This is a genomic window from Micromonospora chalcea (assembly GCF_028768405.1).
GTDB classification, from domain to species: Bacteria; Actinomycetota; Actinomycetes; order Mycobacteriales; family Micromonosporaceae; genus Micromonospora; species Micromonospora chalcea.
Genome location: NZ_CP118233.1, coordinates 5,471,335 through 5,489,262 on the forward strand (window position 1 = coordinate 5,471,335; position 17,928 = coordinate 5,489,262).

The 17,928-nt window shown below is 73.9% G+C and carries 23 protein-coding genes and 1 pseudogene; 15 read left to right on the top strand and 9 right to left on the bottom strand.

Translation table 11 applies throughout. The annotated features are described in order from the left end of the window. Positions 1-3 precede the first annotated feature (3 nt). The 3 genes from PVK74_RS24670 to trxA form a co-directional block, all read right to left on the bottom strand. Positions 4-912: an HTTM domain-containing protein gene (locus tag PVK74_RS24670; RefSeq protein ID WP_043326888.1), complete on the bottom strand. Its 909-nt coding sequence runs from the start codon at positions 910-912 to the stop codon at positions 4-6. Next, a complete protein-coding gene (locus tag PVK74_RS24675; RefSeq protein WP_064447585.1) occupies positions 909-1,349 on the bottom strand; it encodes a hypothetical protein in 441 nt (146 codons plus the stop codon). The genes PVK74_RS24670 and PVK74_RS24675 overlap by 4 nt, the downstream gene beginning before the upstream one ends. Positions 1,350-1,489: 140 nt before the next feature. Next, entirely contained in the window at positions 1,490-1,852 is a 363-nt protein-coding gene (gene trxA / locus PVK74_RS24680; RefSeq protein ID WP_018789069.1) for a thioredoxin, read from the bottom strand. A 546-nt stretch (positions 1,853-2,398) separates the two neighbouring features. Between trxA and PVK74_RS24685 the strand changes: the two genes are divergently transcribed. The 11 genes from PVK74_RS24685 to PVK74_RS24735 all read left to right on the top strand — a co-directional run bounded on the left by PVK74_RS24685 (position 2,399) and on the right by PVK74_RS24735 (position 10,622). After that, a complete protein-coding gene (locus PVK74_RS24685) occupies positions 2,399-2,914 on the top strand; it encodes a MaoC family dehydratase (protein WP_013283894.1) in 516 nt (171 codons plus the stop codon). Positions 2,915-3,009: 95 nt separating this feature from the next. After that, positions 3,010-3,501 (top strand): hypothetical protein, encoded by a 492-nt coding sequence (locus PVK74_RS24690; RefSeq protein WP_043330668.1) that lies wholly within the window; start codon positions 3,010-3,012, stop codon positions 3,499-3,501. Positions 3,502-3,535: 34 nt separating this feature from the next. Beyond that, positions 3,536-4,159: a TrmH family RNA methyltransferase gene (locus PVK74_RS24695; RefSeq protein WP_043326883.1), complete on the top strand. Its 624-nt coding sequence runs from the start codon at positions 3,536-3,538 to the stop codon at positions 4,157-4,159. 99 nt (positions 4,160-4,258) lie between these two features. Further along, complete coding sequence (locus PVK74_RS24700; protein ID WP_307189064.1) at positions 4,259-4,945, top strand: TFIIB-type zinc ribbon-containing protein; 687 nt, start codon at positions 4,259-4,261, stop codon at positions 4,943-4,945. A gap of 117 nt (positions 4,946-5,062) precedes the next feature. Next, complete coding sequence (locus PVK74_RS24705) at positions 5,063-5,221, top strand: hypothetical protein (RefSeq protein WP_013283898.1); 159 nt, start codon at positions 5,063-5,065, stop codon at positions 5,219-5,221. A 6-nt stretch (positions 5,222-5,227) separates the two neighbouring features. Next, the gene (locus tag PVK74_RS24710; RefSeq protein WP_043326880.1) at positions 5,228-6,082 is read left to right on the top strand and encodes a PH domain-containing protein; all 855 of its coding nucleotides are present in this window, start codon (positions 5,228-5,230) and stop codon (positions 6,080-6,082) included. Positions 6,083-6,175: 93 nt separating this feature from the next. Further along, a complete protein-coding gene (locus PVK74_RS24715; RefSeq protein ID WP_064447586.1) occupies positions 6,176-6,868 on the top strand; it encodes a SigE family RNA polymerase sigma factor in 693 nt (230 codons plus the stop codon). 56 nt (positions 6,869-6,924) lie between these two features. Beyond that, positions 6,925-8,142: a TolB-like translocation protein gene (locus PVK74_RS24720; protein ID WP_223201248.1), complete on the top strand. Its 1,218-nt coding sequence runs from the start codon at positions 6,925-6,927 to the stop codon at positions 8,140-8,142. Between the two features lie 10 nt (positions 8,143-8,152). Next, the gene (locus PVK74_RS24725) at positions 8,153-9,019 is read left to right on the top strand and encodes a PHP domain-containing protein (protein ID WP_064447587.1); all 867 of its coding nucleotides are present in this window, start codon (positions 8,153-8,155) and stop codon (positions 9,017-9,019) included. 31 nt (positions 9,020-9,050) lie between these two features. Next, positions 9,051-9,665 (top strand): MarC family protein, encoded by a 615-nt coding sequence (locus PVK74_RS24730; RefSeq protein WP_064447588.1) that lies wholly within the window; start codon positions 9,051-9,053, stop codon positions 9,663-9,665. A gap of 123 nt (positions 9,666-9,788) precedes the next feature. Beyond that, positions 9,789-10,622, top strand: a complete 834-nt coding sequence (locus tag PVK74_RS24735) for a RecB family exonuclease (RefSeq protein WP_274479316.1) — start codon at positions 9,789-9,791, stop codon at positions 10,620-10,622. 13 nt (positions 10,623-10,635) lie between these two features. Here the strand turns inward: PVK74_RS24735 and PVK74_RS24740 are convergent, their stop codons facing one another. Next, a complete protein-coding gene (locus tag PVK74_RS24740; protein ID WP_274477340.1) occupies positions 10,636-11,487 on the bottom strand; it encodes an oxygenase MpaB family protein in 852 nt (283 codons plus the stop codon). 73 nt (positions 11,488-11,560) lie between these two features. Beyond that, positions 11,561-11,989, bottom strand: a complete 429-nt coding sequence (locus PVK74_RS24745) for a Fur family transcriptional regulator (protein ID WP_030501115.1) — start codon at positions 11,987-11,989, stop codon at positions 11,561-11,563. Between the two features lie 160 nt (positions 11,990-12,149). Between PVK74_RS24745 and PVK74_RS24750 the strand changes: the two genes are divergently transcribed. Next, complete coding sequence (locus tag PVK74_RS24750; protein WP_043330667.1) at positions 12,150-12,632, top strand: DUF2231 domain-containing protein; 483 nt, start codon at positions 12,150-12,152, stop codon at positions 12,630-12,632. Between the two features lie 10 nt (positions 12,633-12,642). Here the strand turns inward: PVK74_RS24750 and PVK74_RS24755 are convergent, their stop codons facing one another. Then, entirely contained in the window at positions 12,643-13,113 is a 471-nt protein-coding gene (locus tag PVK74_RS24755) for a hypothetical protein (RefSeq protein ID WP_274477343.1), read from the bottom strand. Positions 13,114-13,577: 464 nt separating this feature from the next. Here PVK74_RS24755 and PVK74_RS24760 point away from each other — a divergent pair, with 464 nt between their 5' ends. Further along, positions 13,578-13,754: a hypothetical protein gene (locus PVK74_RS24760; RefSeq protein WP_166455806.1), complete on the top strand. Its 177-nt coding sequence runs from the start codon at positions 13,578-13,580 to the stop codon at positions 13,752-13,754. A 13-nt stretch (positions 13,755-13,767) separates the two neighbouring features. Here the strand turns inward: PVK74_RS24760 and PVK74_RS24765 are convergent, their stop codons facing one another. Continuing rightward, entirely contained in the window at positions 13,768-14,175 is a 408-nt protein-coding gene (locus tag PVK74_RS24765) for a flagellar biosynthesis protein FlgA (protein WP_223201247.1), read from the bottom strand. 398 nt (positions 14,176-14,573) lie between these two features. On the opposite strand from PVK74_RS24765, the gene PVK74_RS24770 reads away from it, so the two are divergent. Then, positions 14,574-14,786 (top strand): hypothetical protein, encoded by a 213-nt coding sequence (locus PVK74_RS24770; protein WP_274477344.1) that lies wholly within the window; start codon positions 14,574-14,576, stop codon positions 14,784-14,786. A 62-nt stretch (positions 14,787-14,848) separates the two neighbouring features. Here PVK74_RS24770 and PVK74_RS24775 read toward each other — a convergent pair. Next, positions 14,849-15,007: pseudogene (locus PVK74_RS24775) on the bottom strand (FmdB family zinc ribbon protein); the annotation flags it as partial. Continuing rightward, positions 15,004-15,651 carry a 5-formyltetrahydrofolate cyclo-ligase gene (locus tag PVK74_RS24780; RefSeq protein WP_043326862.1) on the bottom strand — a complete coding sequence of 216 codons (648 nt, stop codon included), beginning with the start codon at positions 15,649-15,651 and terminating at the stop codon, positions 15,004-15,006. The gene PVK74_RS24780 and the pseudogene PVK74_RS24775, both read right to left, overlap by 4 nt. Before the next feature lie 83 nt (positions 15,652-15,734). Here PVK74_RS24780 and PVK74_RS24785 point away from each other — a divergent pair, with 83 nt between their 5' ends. Further along, positions 15,735-17,924 (top strand): GGDEF domain-containing protein, encoded by a 2,190-nt coding sequence (locus PVK74_RS24785; RefSeq protein ID WP_197494933.1) that lies wholly within the window; start codon positions 15,735-15,737, stop codon positions 17,922-17,924. Positions 17,925-17,928 lie beyond the last annotated feature (4 nt).

The following is a 17,928-nucleotide window of genomic DNA, read 5'->3' on the forward strand; positions in this document are numbered from 1 at the left end:
TGGTCAGGCGGGCGCGGTCGAGGACGGGTCGGGGGCCGGTGCCGGCGAGAGGGGCGCCGTCGCGGGCGCCGTCGGCGCGGCGGGCGGCGGACGGCCGAGCAGGCGCCGGACGAACACCACCGGACGGACCTTCTCCAGCGCCAGGAAGCTGGTCATCGCCACCAGGTGCGGCGCGAACGAGATGGTGATCGTCGCGATGGTCACCAGGTGGAACGAGTAGAAGAAGCCGACGGTCATCGTCCGCCACCGCGCCGGCAGCACGAACACCAGCGGGCTGAGCAGCTCGAACGCCAGGATGCCGAACTGCGCCACGATCAGCAGGTGCGGCACCTGCGCGATCAGGTCGGCGAGGTCGGTGCCGCGCCGGATGATCGCGCGGGCCAGCACCGAACCGTTCGCCCAGTCCAGGCCGCCGAAGCGGAACTTGGCCCAGGCGGCGAGGAAGTACGTGCAGATGACCGAGATCTGGGTGACCCGCAGCGCCCAGCCGCCCGCCTCGGTACGGGTCGGGTCGCCGTGCCGGGCGCGGCCGGCGGTGGGCAGCACGGCCAGCGCCACGAGGAGCGCGAAGCGGTCGTGGTCGACCTTGCCGTAGCTCATCGCCACGATCATCCACTCGAAGTACAGCGCGAAGACCGTCCAGCCGAGCAGCCGGTGCGCCCGGCCGGTGGCGGCGAGCAGCGCGGTGACCAGCAGCGCCCAGAACACCACGCCGACCAGGGCGGGGGTGGGGGTGGGCAGCGGGAGCAGCCGGCCGACGAGCAGCGGCTGGTAGAGGTCGCCGGGCACGTCGACCCGGGTGCGTACCCAGGGTGTGAACACCACCAGGTCGGCGGCGACGAAGAGGTAGACCAGGGTGCGGAACGCGGCGATCCGGCCGCGCGGGACCGCCTCGGTCAGCCAGGCGGTCATCCGCCGGTCTCCCAGCGCACGGCCGTCTCGTCGGTCCACCTGCCGGTCGGGCGGCCGCCCTGGATGTCGAACCAGCGGACCACGATGCGCACCTCGACCAGGTCGGGGGCGTCGGGGTGGCGTTCGGCGTACGCGTCGGCGACGGTCCGCAGCAGGCTCGGGTCGGCGGCGTAGCGGTTCTGCTGGCCCTCTATCTCGGCGCGGCGGATGCCGGTGGCGTCCTGGCCGAGCGGGACCACCGCGCCGGTGCGGTCCACGCCCTCGACCCGGGTGTCCGGGGCGGGCGCGTTCGGCGGGTCGGAGGTGGAGTACATCCGGAACGGCCCGAACGGGAAGTCGTCGTCGGTGCCGCGCACGGTGCCCAGGAGCAGCAGCGCCAGGCCGAGCAGGGTGGCGCCCACTCGGACCGCGCGCCCGCGGGCGGTCAAGGTCTCCATCGCATGGTGACGATACGGGAGTGAAGCGGCCGAAAGTGTCCCTCAGTCGGCCATTCCTCACTGTCCGTCCCGGCGGTGCGGCGGGCGTGGAAACGCCGCCGGCCGGCCCCTGGCGGGGTCGTCCGGCGGCGTCGGGTACGTCAGTGGTTGTGCTCGGCCAGCTTCTTGCGGACGTCGTCCATGTCCAGCGCCTGGACCTGCTCGATCAGGTTCTCCAGCGCGGACTCCGGCAGCGCGCCCGGCTGGGCGAACACGATCACGCCGTCACGGATCGCCATGATCGTCGGGATGGAGCTGATGTTGAACTTCGCCGCCAGCTCCTGCTGCGCCTCGGTGTCGACCTTGCCGAAGGCGATGTCCGGGTGCTTCTCCGAGGACCGCTCGTAGACCGGGGCGAAGCGCTTGCACGGGCCGCACCAGTCCGCCCAGAAGTCGAGCAGGACGATCCCGTCCTGGCCGGTCACCTCGTCAAAGTTGGCCGTGGTCAGCTCAACCGTTGCCATTGCTCTCTCCGATCACCGCGGATTGTCGTACGCCCGGTGGAACCAGGGTCAGTCCGTCCGAATTCCCGGCACGGTGGGGGCGAAACGCACAGCGCCCGGACGGTGACCCTGGGCACATCGAACTCTATCTGTGCGGGCCGCTCGTGCGGAACGCAAATGCATGCCGCACTTGCGTGACGGGACGTGATGGGAGCGTTTCCAAGGAGATCACGCACAGTTCTGGCTACGAATCAGTAACTTCGGGCTTGACGAGCATCTATCCAGCCTGCGGAGATCGCTTACCGACAGTGCGTCGGTGACTTTCCGTAGTGTTACGAAAAGGTAAATGTGACCTCCGTCTCTGTTGATGTGGTGCGCCGTACGGCAGAATTCTTCGCATCAGAGCGTGGGCGGCGGGTGCCGGGGAGGGCCCCGCCGCTCATTGCGTCCGGACCTCGGTGGCCCCCGGTGTGACATTTCCGCCGCGTGAGCGCCCCGCACCTCGCCTTAACAAGCGATAAGGCATGCTGTGCCGAACTCCATCGCCGCCTGTCGAAGGGGACAAGGATGCAGTTCGGCCGCTACTACGAGGAGTTCGAGGTCGGCGCGGTCTACCGGCACTGGCCGGGCAAGACGGTCACCGAGTACGACGACCACCTCTTCTGCCTGCTCACCATGAACCACCACCCGCTGCACATGGACGCGCACTACGCCGAGTCCGCCTCGCAGTTCAAGCGCAACGTGGTGGTCGGCAACTACATCTACTCGCTGCTGCTCGGCATGTCCGTGCCGGACGTCAGCGGCAAGGCGATCGCCAACCTGGAGATCGAGTCGCTGCGGCACGTCGCGCCGACGTTCCACGGCGACACCATCTACGGCGAGACGACGGTCCTGGACAAGCGGGAGTCGGCCTCCAAGCCCGACCGGGGCGTGGTCGCCGTCGAGACCCGCGGCTACAACCAGGACGGCACGCTGGTCTGCGTGTTCCGCCGCAAGGTCATGGTCCCCAAGAAGGAGTACGCGGCCGCCGCCGTCCCGGACGGCGTCGACCCGGAGCGTCCCAGCTTCCCCGAGCCGCGCTGACCCGCGTCCGTCCGGCTCACCGGGCCTCGTTCTCCGTTCGGCGGGGACGGGGCCCGGATCTCGTCCGGAGGCATATGCTCGGGCTGGAGGTGCCCATGAGCCACTCCGAAGCCGTAGAGCCGCCTTCCGCCGGTCGCCGCGCCGCGCCGCTCACCACCGCCGCGTACTCCGCGACGGAGTGGGACCTGCTCACCGACCTGCCCGGCCGCGTGCTGGTCGCCGCCGCGGCGCCCGGGCCCGGGCGTCCGCCGCGCGGTGTCGCCGCCGGCCTCGCCGGTCTGGACGCGGTGGCCGCCGGACGCGCCTTCGACAGTGATCTCGTCCGCGCCGTGGTGGCCGCCATCTACGCCCGCCACGACGGCGCAACCGAGCGGGACGAGCGCCTGACCGACCTGGTCGACCTGCTGGCCGCCGCCCGGGCCGCGGTACGGGTGCTGCGCCGCCGCGCCGATCCGGCCGACTCGGCGGCGTACCGGCAGTGGGTGGAGTCGGTCGCCGCCCGCGTGTGCCGCGCCGGGCAGACCACGCCGAGTCCCGCCGACCGGCGTTTCCTCGACCGGCTGGGCGGCGCGCTCGACCTGCGCTGACGCGCGGCGCCGCCGGGCCGTACCCTCGGCAACCGTGACCGACGACCAGCTCGACGTGGGTGTGGGACCGTGGCCCGGTGACCCGCCGGACGACCCGCGCTACGACCCGGAGTTGCTCGTCGCCGGTGACCGGCGCAACGTGGTGGACCGGTACCGCTACTGGCGGCGCGAGGCGGTCGTGGCCGATCTGGACCGGCGGCGGCACGAGTTCCACGTGGCGATCGAGAACTGGCAGCACGACTTCAACATCGGGACCGTGGTCCGCAACGCCAACGCCTTCCTCGCCGCCGAGGTGCACATCGTCGGGCGGCGGCGGTGGAACCGCCGGGGCGCCATGGTGACCGACCGCTACCAGCACGTCCGGCACCACCCGACGATCGAGGAGTTCGTCGCCTGGGCGCGGGACGAGAGCCTGCCGGTGGTCGGGATCGACAACCTGCCCGGCTCACGGCCGATGGAGACCGCCGTGCTGCCGCGCCGCTGCGTGCTCCTCTTCGGTCAGGAGGGACCCGGCCTGTCCCCGGTGGCGCGGTCGGCCTGCGACGCGCTCTTCTCGATCGCCCAGTACGGCTCGACCCGGTCCATCAACGCGGGCGTGGCCAGCGGCATCGCCATGCACGCCTGGATCCGGTCGTACGCCGGGCCGCCGCCGGACTGACGCCGCGGTTCCACCACCGGACGGAAATCCCACGCCGGTCGGCCCGCCCCGCTTGACGCCCCGCCGTGCGGGGGCGACGGTGAGGGTGTGACTGTCGCGGTGAGTTGTCCGAGATGCGCCGGGCCGGTACGCGAGCCGGACCTGATGCACGCCGAGCACCGGTGCCTGCGCTGCGGCCCGGTCGCGCCGCTGCACGTGCCCGAGCGCATCAACGACGAGATCATGGCCAGCGTGGTCGAGCGGATGGCGGCCGACCCCGACCCGACCGGCCGGCTCCGGATGCCGCTGTGGTGCCCGTGGCCGCTCCCACCGGGTTGGACGCTCACCGGCGTGGCCTGGGCGGGCGACGAACGCGCTGGAGTCCGGGCCACGCTGGTCGCCTGCGCCGGACCGGCCCCGCTGGACGGTGGACCGGCCGACCTGATCTTCGTCGCCGAGGAACCCGGCATCGGTCTCGGTTCCCGCTTCGCGGGACTGCCCGGCCCCGATCCCGGTCCCCAGGTGGAGGAGGCGTTGACCGATCCCGGCCCTGGTCATCCCGAGCGGCTGCCGCACGCGAAGATCCGCGTGGGCGGCCATCCGACTCCACTGTGGCTCGTACGCTCCGAAACGGATCGAAGCGCGTACGCCGGCGAGGCTCGGGGAATGTGGCTCCATGCGATAGCCTGGCCGGCGAGTGCGGGTCACCTCCTCGCGGAAGAAGTCGTGCTGCACGACCTCACCGAGTGGACACCGCCCGAACTCGTGTACGGCGCACCGTCTCCGTACCTGCACGGACGGGCCTGACCGCCCGCACCGGTGAGTCGGAGAGCGGACGCAGATATTCACGGTAAGACACCATGCTGATACTCTGGGTGCCGCTGCGGTAAACGGACCCGGCGCCGCGCGAGAGGATGGCCCGCTATGGTCAAGAAGGTCCTCACCTGGGCCGGCATCGCATTCTTGATCTTCTTCGTTGCGTACCGGCCCAACTCCGCCGCCGACGTCTTCAAGTCTCTCGGCGGCGGCATCATGGACATCGCGCAGGGCTTCGGCGACTTCTTCACCAACCTCGTCGCCTAGCCGCCCATGGGAAGCCCCTCCGGTCCACCCTTCGACCCGGACGACCCCGACCGGGCACGCCGGGAGCGCGACACCGAGCCGATCCCCCGGATCGACCCGGACGAGCCGCCCAGCGCCTACGGCCCCGGCCCGTACGCGGACGCGGACGACGCCGGCTACGGCAGCGCGTACACCGGTGAGGGGCGGTCCGGCCGGGCCTGGGCACGGGATCCGGACGGCTTCCCGGACCAGCCGATCTCCGAGGAGGAGCTGGCCGGGCTGCGGTCCGACGCCACCGGCATGGCACCCCGCCGGGTGCTGCCGTTGGAGGACGAGCCCAGCTCGCTCGTGGCGCGTTACCTCTTCCCCACCGAGCGCTACCGGGGCGAGTGGAAGCGGCACTGGATCCACCTCACCACCCCGATCATCGTCGGCGTGGCGGCCACGTTCGTGCTCGGCTACCTCTCCGGCTTCCTCGCCGGGCGGGACGTCGGCGCGCTGACCACCGTCGCCGTGCTGCTCTGGTTCGGCGTGATGGGCTGGGTCGCCTGGAAGGTCGCCGACTGGTGGTACGACCGGTTCATCCTCACCAACAAGCGGGTGATGGTGGTCAACGGGATCATCACCCGCCAGGTCGCGATGATGCCGCTCACCCGGGTCACCGACATGAAGTACGAGCAGAGCCCGACCGGCCGCGCGCTCAACTACGGCACGTTCGTGCTGGAGTCCGCCGGCCAGGAACAGGCACTCCGGGTGATCAAGAACTTGCCCAACCCGAACGAGCTCTACCTGCGCGTGGTCGAGGAGATGTACGAGCCGCAGGCGGTCGAGGCACGGCTGGGCAAGGAGGCCGACGAGGCGAAGGCCGACGACGGAGCTTGAAAGTTTTCGTCCGAACATCGGATGAACTGCACACCTTCCGCCATCGACCTGACCGACCGGGCCGTGGCATCCTGCCAGGCAGGACGGGGGGAGATGAGCGTGGTGAGCAGAGATCCGCTGGAGGAGGAGTTCCGCGAATTCGTCGCGGCCCGGTCCGGCGCGCTGCTGCGCACCGCCTACCTGCTCGCCGGTGACTGGGCCACCGCCGAGGACCTGCTCCAGACCGCGCTCACGAAGACCTACCTGGCCTGGAAGCGGCTCGGCGGGATCGAGGCCATCGAGCCGTACGCCCGCCGGGTCCTGGTCAACACGTCCACCAGCTGGTGGCGGCGCCGCTGGCACGGCGAGCGCCCCACCGAGGTGCTGCCGGAGCACGCCGGCGTCGACGAGATCGAGCAGCAACTCGACCGGGACGCGCTCTGGCGGCACCTGCAGGCGCTGCCCGCCCGGCAGCGGGCCGTACTGGTGCTGCGCTTCTACGAGGACATGTCCGAGGCGCAGACCGCCGCGCTGCTGGAGATCTCCCCGGGCACCGTCAAGAGCCAGACCTCCCGGGCGCTCAACACGCTGCGTCGCCGCCTGGGCTCCGAGGCGGCCCTGAGCCTGCCCGAGCCCGCGTCTCCGCCGCCCGCCCCGGCCGGCCGGCCGGGGCCGCCCGCGCGCGGAAACGAGCAGTCCGTGCCAAGGACCCCGGCGCCGCGACCCGCAGCCCGGGTGCCGCGGCCGGTACCGCCACCGGCGGCCCCGGTCCGCCCCGCCGTTCCGATCCCGGCGGAGAGCCGATGACCGGCATCCGGCACGACTGTGACAACCGGACCGGTGGCCCGGAGCGTCCATTGGCCGTGAGCGACGACGAGCTGGAGCGGGCGCTGCGGGAGACGCTGTCCCGCCGCGTTGCCACGTCCCGGCCGCTACCAGTCGACCCGGCCGGAGAGGTGCTGCGCCGGGCACGCCGCACCGGCCGGCGGCGTACGCTCACCGGCCTGGCCCTGGCCGGCGTCGCCACCGTGTTCGTCACCACCGGCGTGGCCCAGTTCAGCGCCTCCGGCGGCGACGGCGGCACCCCCACAGTCGTGCTCGGCGACCCGCCCGGGCTCACCCCGTCCCCGCTGGCCTCGGGGCCCCCGATCACCCGCTTCGGGCCGGTCCGCGCCGAACTCGACCTGCTCGTCGGCGACCGGCTGGACACCAGTGGCGGCGAACGGCGGCAGCTGACCGGGGTCAGCGGCGTCGAACGGGCGCAGCGCGTCCACGACCGCGAGGGCTGGCTGATGACCTCGGCCGCCACCGCCGCCGGTCGTACCCTCTGGTGGGTGCCGGCCAACGGCACCGCGCCGCAGGTCATGCTCGCCGCCGCGGAGGCGGTCGCGATCTCCCCGGACGGGCGGCAGGTCGCCTGGCGGGACGGCCCCGAGGTGATCGCCGCCGGGGTGGTCGCCGGGCAGCTCATCGCGCCGGTCCGGACCCCCGCGCCCGACGGCGCCGTGCCGGTCGGGTTCGCCGGCGACGCCGTGCTGATCCAGCAGCCCGGCGAGGGCGGGGTGAGCGTCTGGGAACGCGCGCTCGGTGGGCAGCCGGCGCCCGCGAACCCGGACGTGCGCGCCGTCTACGGCACCCGGCCCGACGGCCGCCTGGTCGGCCTGATCACCGCCGACCGGCCCGGGCAGCACTGCCTGGCCCTGCTCGACCCGGCCCGCGACCTCGCGCCGGTGCGTACCGGATGCGGGGTGAAGCTGGCCGCCGACGGACTCGGCGGGGTGTCCGCCGACGGCCGGTGGCTGCTCGCGAACGGCAACGCCCGCTCCGCCCTGCTGGTCGACCTGGCCGACCCGGGCGCCTCCCCGGCCGCGCACCCGGCCGGCCCGGTGCTGGCCGGCGACGTGGCCTGGACCCACGCGGGCGTGGCGCTGCACGTGGACGCGACCGGCGGGCTGGTCCGGGTCAAGCCGGAGCGGGTGCTGGCCGGGGACCGGCCCACGGCGTCGCCTGTCGAAGGGCTGGCGCCGGGGGACCGGCCGGTGGTGGTGGCCGACGTCCCCGCCGCTCCGGAAGGCGCGTAGCGTCGGGCGGGTGAGCGATCCGGCCCGCATCGACCTGCACACCCACTCCACCGCCAGCGACGGCACGCTGACCCCGCCCGAGCTGGTCCGGGCCGCCGCCGACGCCGGGCTCGACGTGGTGGCGCTCACCGACCACGACACCACCGCCGGCTGGGCGCCGGCTGTCGCCGCGCTGCCGCCCGGCCTCACCCTGATCCGCGGCGCGGAGATCTCCTGCCGCTGGTTCGGCGTCGAGCCGGCGATCCCGCTGCACCTGCTCGCGTACCTCTTCGACCCGGCCGAGCCGGAACTGGCCGCGGAGCTGGCCCGGGTCCGGCAGGCCCGCGAGGAACGCGGCGAGCGCATCGTGCGGCTGCTCCAGGCCGACGGCATCCAGGTGAGCTGGACGGAGATCCTGGCCGGCGCGGACGGCGGCACCGTGGGCCGCCCGCACATCGCGCAGGCGCTGATCCGGGCCGGACTGGTCGCCACCACGAGCGAGGCGTTCGGGCCGGACTGGCTCGGCGAGCGGTACCGGCTGCCCAAGGACGACATCGAGGTGTTCCGCGCGGTGGCGCTGGTGCGGGCGGCCGGCGGCGTGCCCGTCTTCGCCCACCCGAGAGCCAGCCGGCGCGGCCGGATCGTGCCGGACGAGCTGATCGCGGACCTGGCCGCGGCCGGCCTGGCCGGCCTGGAGGCCGACCACGAGGATCACGACGCGGCCGAGCGGGAGCACGTCCGCCGGCTCGCCGCCGAGCTCGGGCTGCTGGTCACCGGCTCGTCCGACTTCCACGGCACGCACAAGACCGTCCGGCTCGGCGCGCACACCACCGGACCCGAGGCGTACGAGCGGATCGTCGCGCTGGCCCGCGGGGTGACCCCTGTCGCTTCGAGCTGAAGCGCTCCGGCGGCACGGCTACCGTGTCCGCGTGGATCTCAAGCTCTTCGGCGAGGTCTTCGTGACCCTGCTGGTGATCGTCGACCCGCCCGGAATGATGCCCATCTTCCTCGCGCTCACCGGGCCGTTGACGGCGCGCGACCGGAACCGGGCCGCCTGGCAGGCCGTGGCGCTGGCGCTCGGGGTCATCGTGATCTTCGCGGTGGCGGGGCAGACGATCCTGGCGTACCTGCACGTCGACCTGCCCGCGCTCCAGGCCGCGGGCGGCCTGCTGCTGATCCTGGTCGCGCTGGAACTGCTGACCGGCAAGTCGGACGACCCGAGCCAGCAGGTCACCTCCAACATCGCGCTGGTGCCGCTCGGCACCCCGCTGCTGGCCGGGCCGGGCGCCATCGTGGCCACCATGCTCTTCGTCCAGCAGGCCGGCGGCGGCGTCGACTACCTGGCCATCGGGCTGGCCATCGTCGCGGTGATGGTCACCGTCTGGGTGGTGCTGCGCTTCTCCGGCGGGATCGTCAAGGTGCTGCGCCCCGGCGGCATCGAGGTGCTGACCCGCATCGCCGGCCTGCTGCTGGCCGCCATCGCCGTGCAGCTCATCGCCGACGCGATCGCCGCGTTCGTGACCCAGTACCTCAACAACGCCTGAGCGCTTCGTCCGCTGTCGTACCGGGGTGGCAGGATCTCAGGGGTGCGACGACAGTCAGCAGCCAGTGGCTCCCGGGCTCCCCGACCGCGCGCCGAGCAGTCCGAGCAGCTCGGCTTCGAGGGCATGCCGGAGCGCCTGTTCGTCTGCACACCGAGCAAACTCGGCGCGTACGCGGACTGTCCCCGCCGCTACCGCTACGCCTACGTGGACCGGCCCGCGCCGCCCAAGGGCCCGCCGTGGGCGCACAACTCGCTCGGCGCGAGCGTCCACACCGCGCTGAAGAACTGGTACGCGCTGGCCCCCGACCGCCGCCGCCCCGAGGTGCTCGGCACGCTGCTCAAGGGCACCTGGGTCCGCGAGGGCTACCGCGACGACGAGCAGGAACGCGACGCCTTCCGGCGGGCGCTGACCTGGCTGGAGAGCTACGTGGCGGGCCTCGACCCGGCCGACGAGCCGGTCGGCGTGGAACGGGTCGTCGCGGTGAAGACCGCGGTGCTCGCGTTCAACGGCCGCACCGACCGGATCGACTCGCGCCCCGGCCCGGACGGGCGGCCCGAGCTGGTCATCGTCGACTACAAGACCGGTCGCACCGGCCTCGACACCGACGACGCGCGCGGCTCGCAGGCGCTCGCGCTCTACGCATACGCGGCCGAGCGGGTATTCCGCAAGCCGTGCCGCCGGGTCGAGCTGCACCACCTGCCCACCGGCACCGTCGCCGCGCACGAGCACACGCCGGAGTCCCTGCATCGGCAGCTCACCCGCGCCGAGGACACCGCCCGCGACATCATGGCCGCCGAACGCGCGGTGGCCGACGGCACCGACCCCGACGCGGCGTTCCCCACCGAGCCGGGGCCGCGGTGCGGCTGGTGCGACTACCGGCGCACCTGCCCGACCGGCGCGCAGACCCCCGGCAAGGAGCCCTGGTCCGCCGTCGAGCGATTCGCCGACCCGGCCTGAACGCGGGTCGCCTTTAGGCCGCGGCCAGGCGCGCGGCGCGTTCCTTCGCGGCCTGCTGCAACGGGCCCTCGCGGTAGCGCCGGGGCACGGCGGCCAGCGCCAGCCGCAGCGCCCGCGCGCTCAGGTCCGCCGACAGCGCGGTGGTGGGCAGGCCCAGCCCGCCGTAGAGCCGCAACGCCCACGGCGGCAGCATCCCCAGCGCGGTGGCGGCGATACCCAGGTACGCCCAGCGCGGCGGCCCCAGATTCAGACCGACCCGCGCCGGCAGGCTGAGCTTCCACGGGATCGGCGGCGCGGTCAGGAACAGCGCCGTCTCGGCCGCCTCCCGGGTCATCCGCAACTGCGGGCGTACGTCCCGGTAGTAGTCGGCCACCTCGGCGGCGGTGCCCGGCACGTCGTCCGGGTCCAGCCCCACCAGGGCCGCCGACCGGCGCTGCTCGGTGTAGTAGCCGTCCACCTCGTCGTCGGTGAGCGCCAGACCGGCACGCCGGGCGGTGCTCACGAACGACTCGATCTCGGTGACGTGCACCCAGCGCAGCAGCTCCGGCTCGTCGACGCGGAACTCCTCGCCGGTGAACGGGTCGGTGGCGCGCATCCGGGCGTGCCGCGCACGCACCCGCCGCCCGGCCGCCTGCGCCTCGGCCGTGGTGCCGTAGATCGTCGTCCCCACGTACGTCGCCGTGCGGACCAGCCGGCCCCAGGCGTCCGAGCGGTAGTTGCTGTTCTGCGCGACGCCCGCCATCGCACGCGGATGCAGCGCCTGGAGGTAGAGCGAGCGCAGGCCGGCGACGATCAGGATCGGTTCCTCGTGCACCTTCCACGTGACCGAACCCGGACCGAACAGGCCGAGGTCGTCAGTGTCCACCGATCAAGAGTGCCACGGTCTTCGCCGGTCACCCCCGGGTCGGTGTCCTCGGTGCGGCGCCCTCGGTGCTCGCTCAGTCGTCGGCGGAGCGGCGCGACTGGCAGGCCGGGCAGAGACCCCAGAAGGTCACCTCGGCCTCGTCCAGCTCGAAGCCGTGCGCCACGTTCGGGTCGAGGCAGGGCGCGCTGCCCACCGCGCAGTCGACGTCGGCGATCTCGCCGCAGCCCCGGCACACCACGTGGTGGTGGTTGTCGCCGACCCGCGCCTCGTACCGCGCGGGGCTGCCGGCCGGCTCGATCCGGCGGGACAGCCCGGCCCGGGACAGCGCGCCGAGCACGTCGTAGACGGCCTGGGTGGAAACGGAGTCGATCCGCTGACGGACCCGGCGGGTGATCTCGTCGACCTCCAGGTGCCCACCGGCGGAGAGCACGTCCAGCACGGCGAGACGCGGTCGCGTGACCCGTAGGCCCCTCGACCGGAGCAGTTCCTCACCCGTGGACATGAATCCATGACAGCACGCAGGTGACAGGCCGACAAGCGAGCGTGCTCGCGGGTGGCCGGGGCCACAGGTGAACCGGCGGGGCCGCGTCTGCGTGTGTGGGGTTACACAGCCTCGCGACGTACGCTGTGCGCGCCTAACCACCCACTCGCCGGAGGTGTCGGTGTTCAGGGAATTCAACGGTCTGCCGCTGCACGTGCTCGTCATTCACGCGGTGGTGGTGCTCGTGCCGCTGCTGGCGCTGTTCGCCATCGCGTACGGATTGCTGCCGCGCTGGCGGCACCGGCTGGACTGGGCGGTCGCCGCGCTGGCCGTGATCACCCCGGCGGTCGCCTGGGTCGCGACGGAGTCCGGCGAGGAGCTGGAGGGGATCCTGCGCGCGAAGGGCTACCCGCCGGACCGGCTCCAGCAGATCAGTGAGCACGCCGAGTACGGCGACACCCTGTTCTGGTTCTCGCTCGGTCTCGGCGCCGCGGCGCTGCTGCTGGTGCTGTCGGCGAGCAGGTTCGCCCGCGCCCGGAACCTGCCCCGCTGGCTGCCGATCGTGCTCACCGTCGCGGTGGCGGTGCTGGCGGGCTTCGCGCTCGTGTACGTCTACCTGACCGGTGACAGCGGCGCCAAGATGGTGTGGGACGGCATCGTCTGAGCGTTGCCGCTCAGAACAGCAGCCGCGAGCAGAGCAGGCAGGTGAGCAGCACCAGCACCACGGCGACGACTGCCCCGACGCCGTAGGTGAGCCGCTGCGCGCGCTGCTCCGCCTGATCCATCGCGGCCATGTCCTGCGGCGGAAGCCGGCGGGGCGGCGCCGGCTGGACGTGCACCGGTGGCCGCCAGCCGGGCGGCGGAGGCGTGCTCGGCGGCGGTCCGGCGTAGCCACCGGCAGCCGGGTCACCGGCGGACCGGCCCGGCCAGGGCCCGCCGGCCACCGTCCAGCCGCCGGCCGACTCCGGCTTGGCCCACGGGCTCTCGGTGGCCGCCTCGCGCGACCACGGGCTGTTCGGCCCGGACGCCCCGGAGGTGTCGGCGGCGGTGACTCCCGTTCCAGCGGCGCCGACCCCGGCCGGCTGGCTCCCGGCTTCGCCGGGTCCGGGCGCGTCCCACCCGGCGTGGTCGGCGGGGTGGCTCACGGGTCCGTGGTCGGCCGGGCGGCCCACGGGTCCGGAATCGGCGGGGTCGCCCACAGGCCCTGGGTCGCCCACAGGCCCTGGGGCGGCCTGGCCGGAGCCCGACCCGCCCGGGCGGGACGCCCCGGCGTCGTTCTCCTCGCCCGTGGCCTGTTGCTCCGGGCGTCGCCAGGTCTCGTCGTCGGGGCTGCCACCGCTCGGCGTCGTCACGCCGTCCGACGCTACCAACGCCCCGGCCGGTCGGCCGCCCGACACCGACACCTCGGCGCGTACCTCTTGGCGGCGGGGCTCCGACCCGCTGCCGGGCCCGACGGGATCGAGTGGCCGTTCAGGGTCGCGCCCGGTCTTTGTCTGGCTGTTCGGGATCATGGTGCAGTCCGCGCCGGGCTGTTCCCGATCGCAGCCCTGGCGGCGCCGGACGTCGCGGGGTCGAGGTGGCCGCCGTTCCGGCGGTATCGTTGCTGCTCGTGACCGACCCCGGCATCCGGGCACCGCGCGGCGACGACGACCGCGTGGTCGACCTCAGCGAAGACTTCGTGGTGCTGCCCGAACAGACCACCGACGACACCGACCGCGGCTGGGGCGAGCGCCCCGGCGGCAACGACGACTGGCTGCTCGCCGAGCGCCCGCCGCACTGGGACTGACCGCGGCTCCGCGTCACCCGCGTACGACCACGGCGAAGCGGCTGCCCTCCGGCAACCCGACCGCCCGGCGCGCCTGCTCGGGCGGCAGCGCCAGGTAGAGCGCGGAGGACCCGTCGACCGCCCCGGCGGCGCCGACCACGTCGAGCACCAGCGCACGCGGCGCCAGCAGCGTGGGGTCAGCCGACCCGCCGGCGGGCACCACCATCAGGTCGACCCGGGCACCTGGACGCAGCACCGCGAGGGCGGCCGGCTCGGCCAGCCGGATCGGCACACCGACCGCACCGGCCGGCAACGCGCGTGGCCCGTCGGGCGGCGGACCGGCCGGCGTCGTCGAGGCGGCCGGGGGAGCCCCGGGTTGGCAGGACGGAGGTGTCTGGAGCACCGCCGCGGCCAGTCCCAGCAGCACCGCGACGAGTGCCACCCGCAGTAGCGTCCGGCGTCGCGGCAATCCGCGCCAGCGGACCGGACGCAACGTCGCCTCGCCACCCGCCACCGCTGCCTCCCGCTGTCAGCCGACCATCCGACCCGCAGGCTAGAACCGGGCCGCAGTCTCCCGCCGCCCCGTCGTCTGCCCCTGTGGATAACCCGCCGCCCGGGCGGTGCCAGACCTCACCACTTCGGGGAGGTGGTCGCATCCGGGGCGGCCGGGGCCGCCAGTTCGGGGAAGTGGTGTTTTCCGGGCGGGTTGATGCAGCCACTTCGCCGAGGTGGTGAGCCCTGGCACGGACACGGCGGCCATACGCAACGTGGCCGCCCCGGAAACGGGACGGCCACGAGCGCGAAAGCGTTGGTCAGGAAGAGCTGGAAGCCGCCGGCGCCTTGCTCGCCGTCGACCCCGAACCCGAGCCGGAACCCGAACCAGAGCCGGAACCCGAACCGGACGACGACCCCGAAGAAGAGGACGACGACGAACCGGACGAGGACGAACCAGACGACGTCGAACCGGACGACGAGGACGACTCGGACTTGGCCGGCTTGTTCGCGGCGCTGCTCCCGTTGTCGGACCCGGACGTACGGGAGTCCGTGCGGTAGAAGCCGGAGCCCTTGAACACGATGCCCACCGAGTTGAAGAGCTTTCGCAGCCGCCCCTCACACGCCGGGCACTCGGTCAGCGGGTCGTCCGAGAAGGACTGCACCGCCTCGAGCTGGTGGCCGCACGCGGTGCAGGCGTACTGGTACGTGGGCACGTTCTCCTCCGGATCTTGGCACGGCCTGTTGGCACTCGTGGTATTCGAGTGCCAATGGTGCGTCATGACCCCCGGGTTCGTCCAGCGGAAGCGCCCGGGCCCACACCCGGGACGGCCACCAACCCGTCCGCCGGAGTGATCACACAGTGCACCGGGCGGTCGTGCGGCTGGGCGGGGACCGCCTCGACCAGCTCGCCGTCGTGCAGGAGAGCCACCGTCGGCACGGTGGCGGGCACCCGGGCGAGCGCCCGGTCGTACGAGCCGCCGCCGCGGCCCAGCCGGATGCCCCGGCGGTCCACCGCTACCGCCGGCACCACTACGAGTCCCGCCGCGGCCACTGCGGCGCGGCCCCGGGTCGGCGCGGTCGGCTCGCGCATGCCCCGGCCGGCGGCGCGCAGCGACTCCCGCCCGGTGTAGGGGGCCCAGTCCAGGTCCAGGTCGTCGCAGAGCACCGGCAGCAGCAGCTCGGCGTCGGGCGGCAGCGCGGCCCGCAGCACCTCGGGCAGGTCGTCCCCGCCGGGCTCGGAGGCGACCGGCACGTACGCGCTCATCCTGGCCGGTCGCAGCCGGCGTACCAGGGTCACCAGCTCGGCCTGGACGGCGGCCGCCGCGACCGCGCGCTCGGGCGCGGACAGCGACCGGCGGGCGGCGAGCAGCGCGACGCGCATCTTCTGCTTCGCATCGTGCGCTTCATCCGAAAATTCCGGCACGCAACACTCCTGACGCAACGCTTGCCTAATGGTCGCTCTGTGTCAGCATCGCACCAAGGGGCGCGGAACTTCCGGGGGGAAGCTTGACGCTACGCGGGCGGTTGACGGCAGCCTTCCTCGCGGTGGTGCTCGGCCCCGTCCTGCTCGGCGCGCTCTTCGTCGGGGCGACGTTGAGCGCCGTCGACCGGAGCCGCGCCACCGAGCGACTGGGTCTGGCCGCGGCCGGTGTGCGTACCTCGATCGACGCGCTCTGCCAGCAACTGCGCGCGGCGGCCGACGCGGTCGCGCTGGTGGCCGACCCGGTCGCCCGGCCGCGTGCGGCCGACCAGGTGGTCGGCCGGGGGCTCGCCGCCGGCGTGCTGATCGCCGACGCCGCCGGCCGCACCAGCTACGCCACGGCGGGCGGTCCGCCCGGGCGCTGGCAGGACTGCGCCGGTGCCCCCGCCACCCCGATCGGCGCGCTCTCCGCCCAGGTGCGGCTGCGCGACCCGGCCGGCGCCGACCTCGGCGCGGTCGCCGCCGCGCAGCCCGTCGACCGGGCCTTCGTGGCGCGGCTCGCCGCCGTCACCGGCGTCGCGGTCACCCTCCTCGACGCCCCCGGGCAGATCACCCACACGACCGAAGAGCAGGGGGTACGCGCAGCGGTGCTGGCCGCCGCCGGCAAGGCGCGCGGGAACGGCGTGGCCGGGACGGGCGACGGCCGGTACGTGCGCCGGGTGGGCCCGATGCCCGGTCAACCGCTGCCGCTGGTGCTCTCGATTCCCGGCGAGCGCCCACCCGGCCTGTACGGCGCGCTGATCGCGGCGGTGGCGCTGGCCGCCCTGCTGGCCGTGCTGACCGCGTGGCGGCTCGCCCGGGTGACCACCCGGCCGCTGGGCGAGCTGGCCGGGGCGGTGGACCGGGTGGCGCAGGGCGACCTGAGCGCCCGGGTGCCGGTGCGCAGCCGGGACGAGATCGGGCGGCTGGCCAGCGCGTTCAACCGGATGGCCCGGGAGACCGGCAGTTACGTGGCGGCGCTGACCAGCAGCCGGGACCAGCTGCGCAACCACCTCGCCGTGCTCGGCGACACGCTCGCCAGCACGCACGACCTGCAACGCATCCTGCGGGTGATCCTGGACAGCGCGATCGCCGCCACCGGCGCCCGGGCCGGCGCGGTGCTGCTCGTCGACGCCGAGGGCGTGCTCGTCGGCCGGTGCGTCGAAGGGCTGACGGGACGCTGGCCCACGAGCGACCCGGCCGACCCGGCGACGCTGCGGGTCGCGGTCGGCGCCGGGGTGCTCGGCGCGGTCGCCGCCACCGGTGAGCCGCTGCGCGGCCGGTGGACCCCACCCGACGCCCCGACCGGGGAGCCGTCCTGCGAGACGTACGTGGCGGTGCCGTTCGCCACGCCCGGCGGCGCCGAGTCGCGCGGCCCGGACCGTCCCGGCCACCCGCCCGCCGACGGCGACCCGCCCGGCTCGGCCTGCGCCGCGCTCGGCGTGCTCGTGCTCTACGACCGGCTCGGCGGTCCCGAGTTCCACGACGACGACGTGGTGACGCTGCGGACGTTCGCCGGGCACGCGGCGGTCGCGGTGGAGAACGTCCGGGTGCACGAGGAGGCCCAGCGGCTCTCCCTCACCGACCCGCTGACCGGGTTGTGGAACTACCGCTACCTGCGCGAGTCGATCCGCCGGGAGGTGGAGCGGGCGAACCGGTTCGGCCGGATGCTCAGCGTGCTCGCGCTCGACCTCGACCGGTTCAAGCGCGTCAACGACACCTGGGGGCACGCCGCCGGGGACGCCGTGCTGGTCGAGTTCGCGCGCCGGGTACGCGGCGTGATCCGCGAGGTGGACCTGGCGTTCCGGCAGGGCGGCGAGGAGTTCGTGGTGCTGCTGCCGGAGACCGACGCGCGGGGCGCCACGATCGTCGCCGAGCGGCTCGGCGCGGTCGTACGGGACCAGCCGGTGACTGTCGAGGGAAGCACCGACGAACCGGTGCACGTGCCGGTGACCGTCTCCATCGGCATCGCCGTCTACCCGGACCACGCCGTCGACGGCCAGCAGGTGCTCGACGCCGCCGACGACGCGCTGTACGCGGCGAAGGCCGCCGGACGCGACGGCTACCGGCTGGCCCCCGCGCCCGATCCGGTTCCCACCCAGGAGATCCCGGTGGTGGCCGTGACCGTCAGCCCGCCGGACGGGCTGCCCCGGGCGGGCACGGCGGACGCGCCGGGCACCGTCCAGGGCGGCGCGTCTTCCGGTCCTCACCCGCCGCGGCAGAGCCGTGGCCGATAGTCTC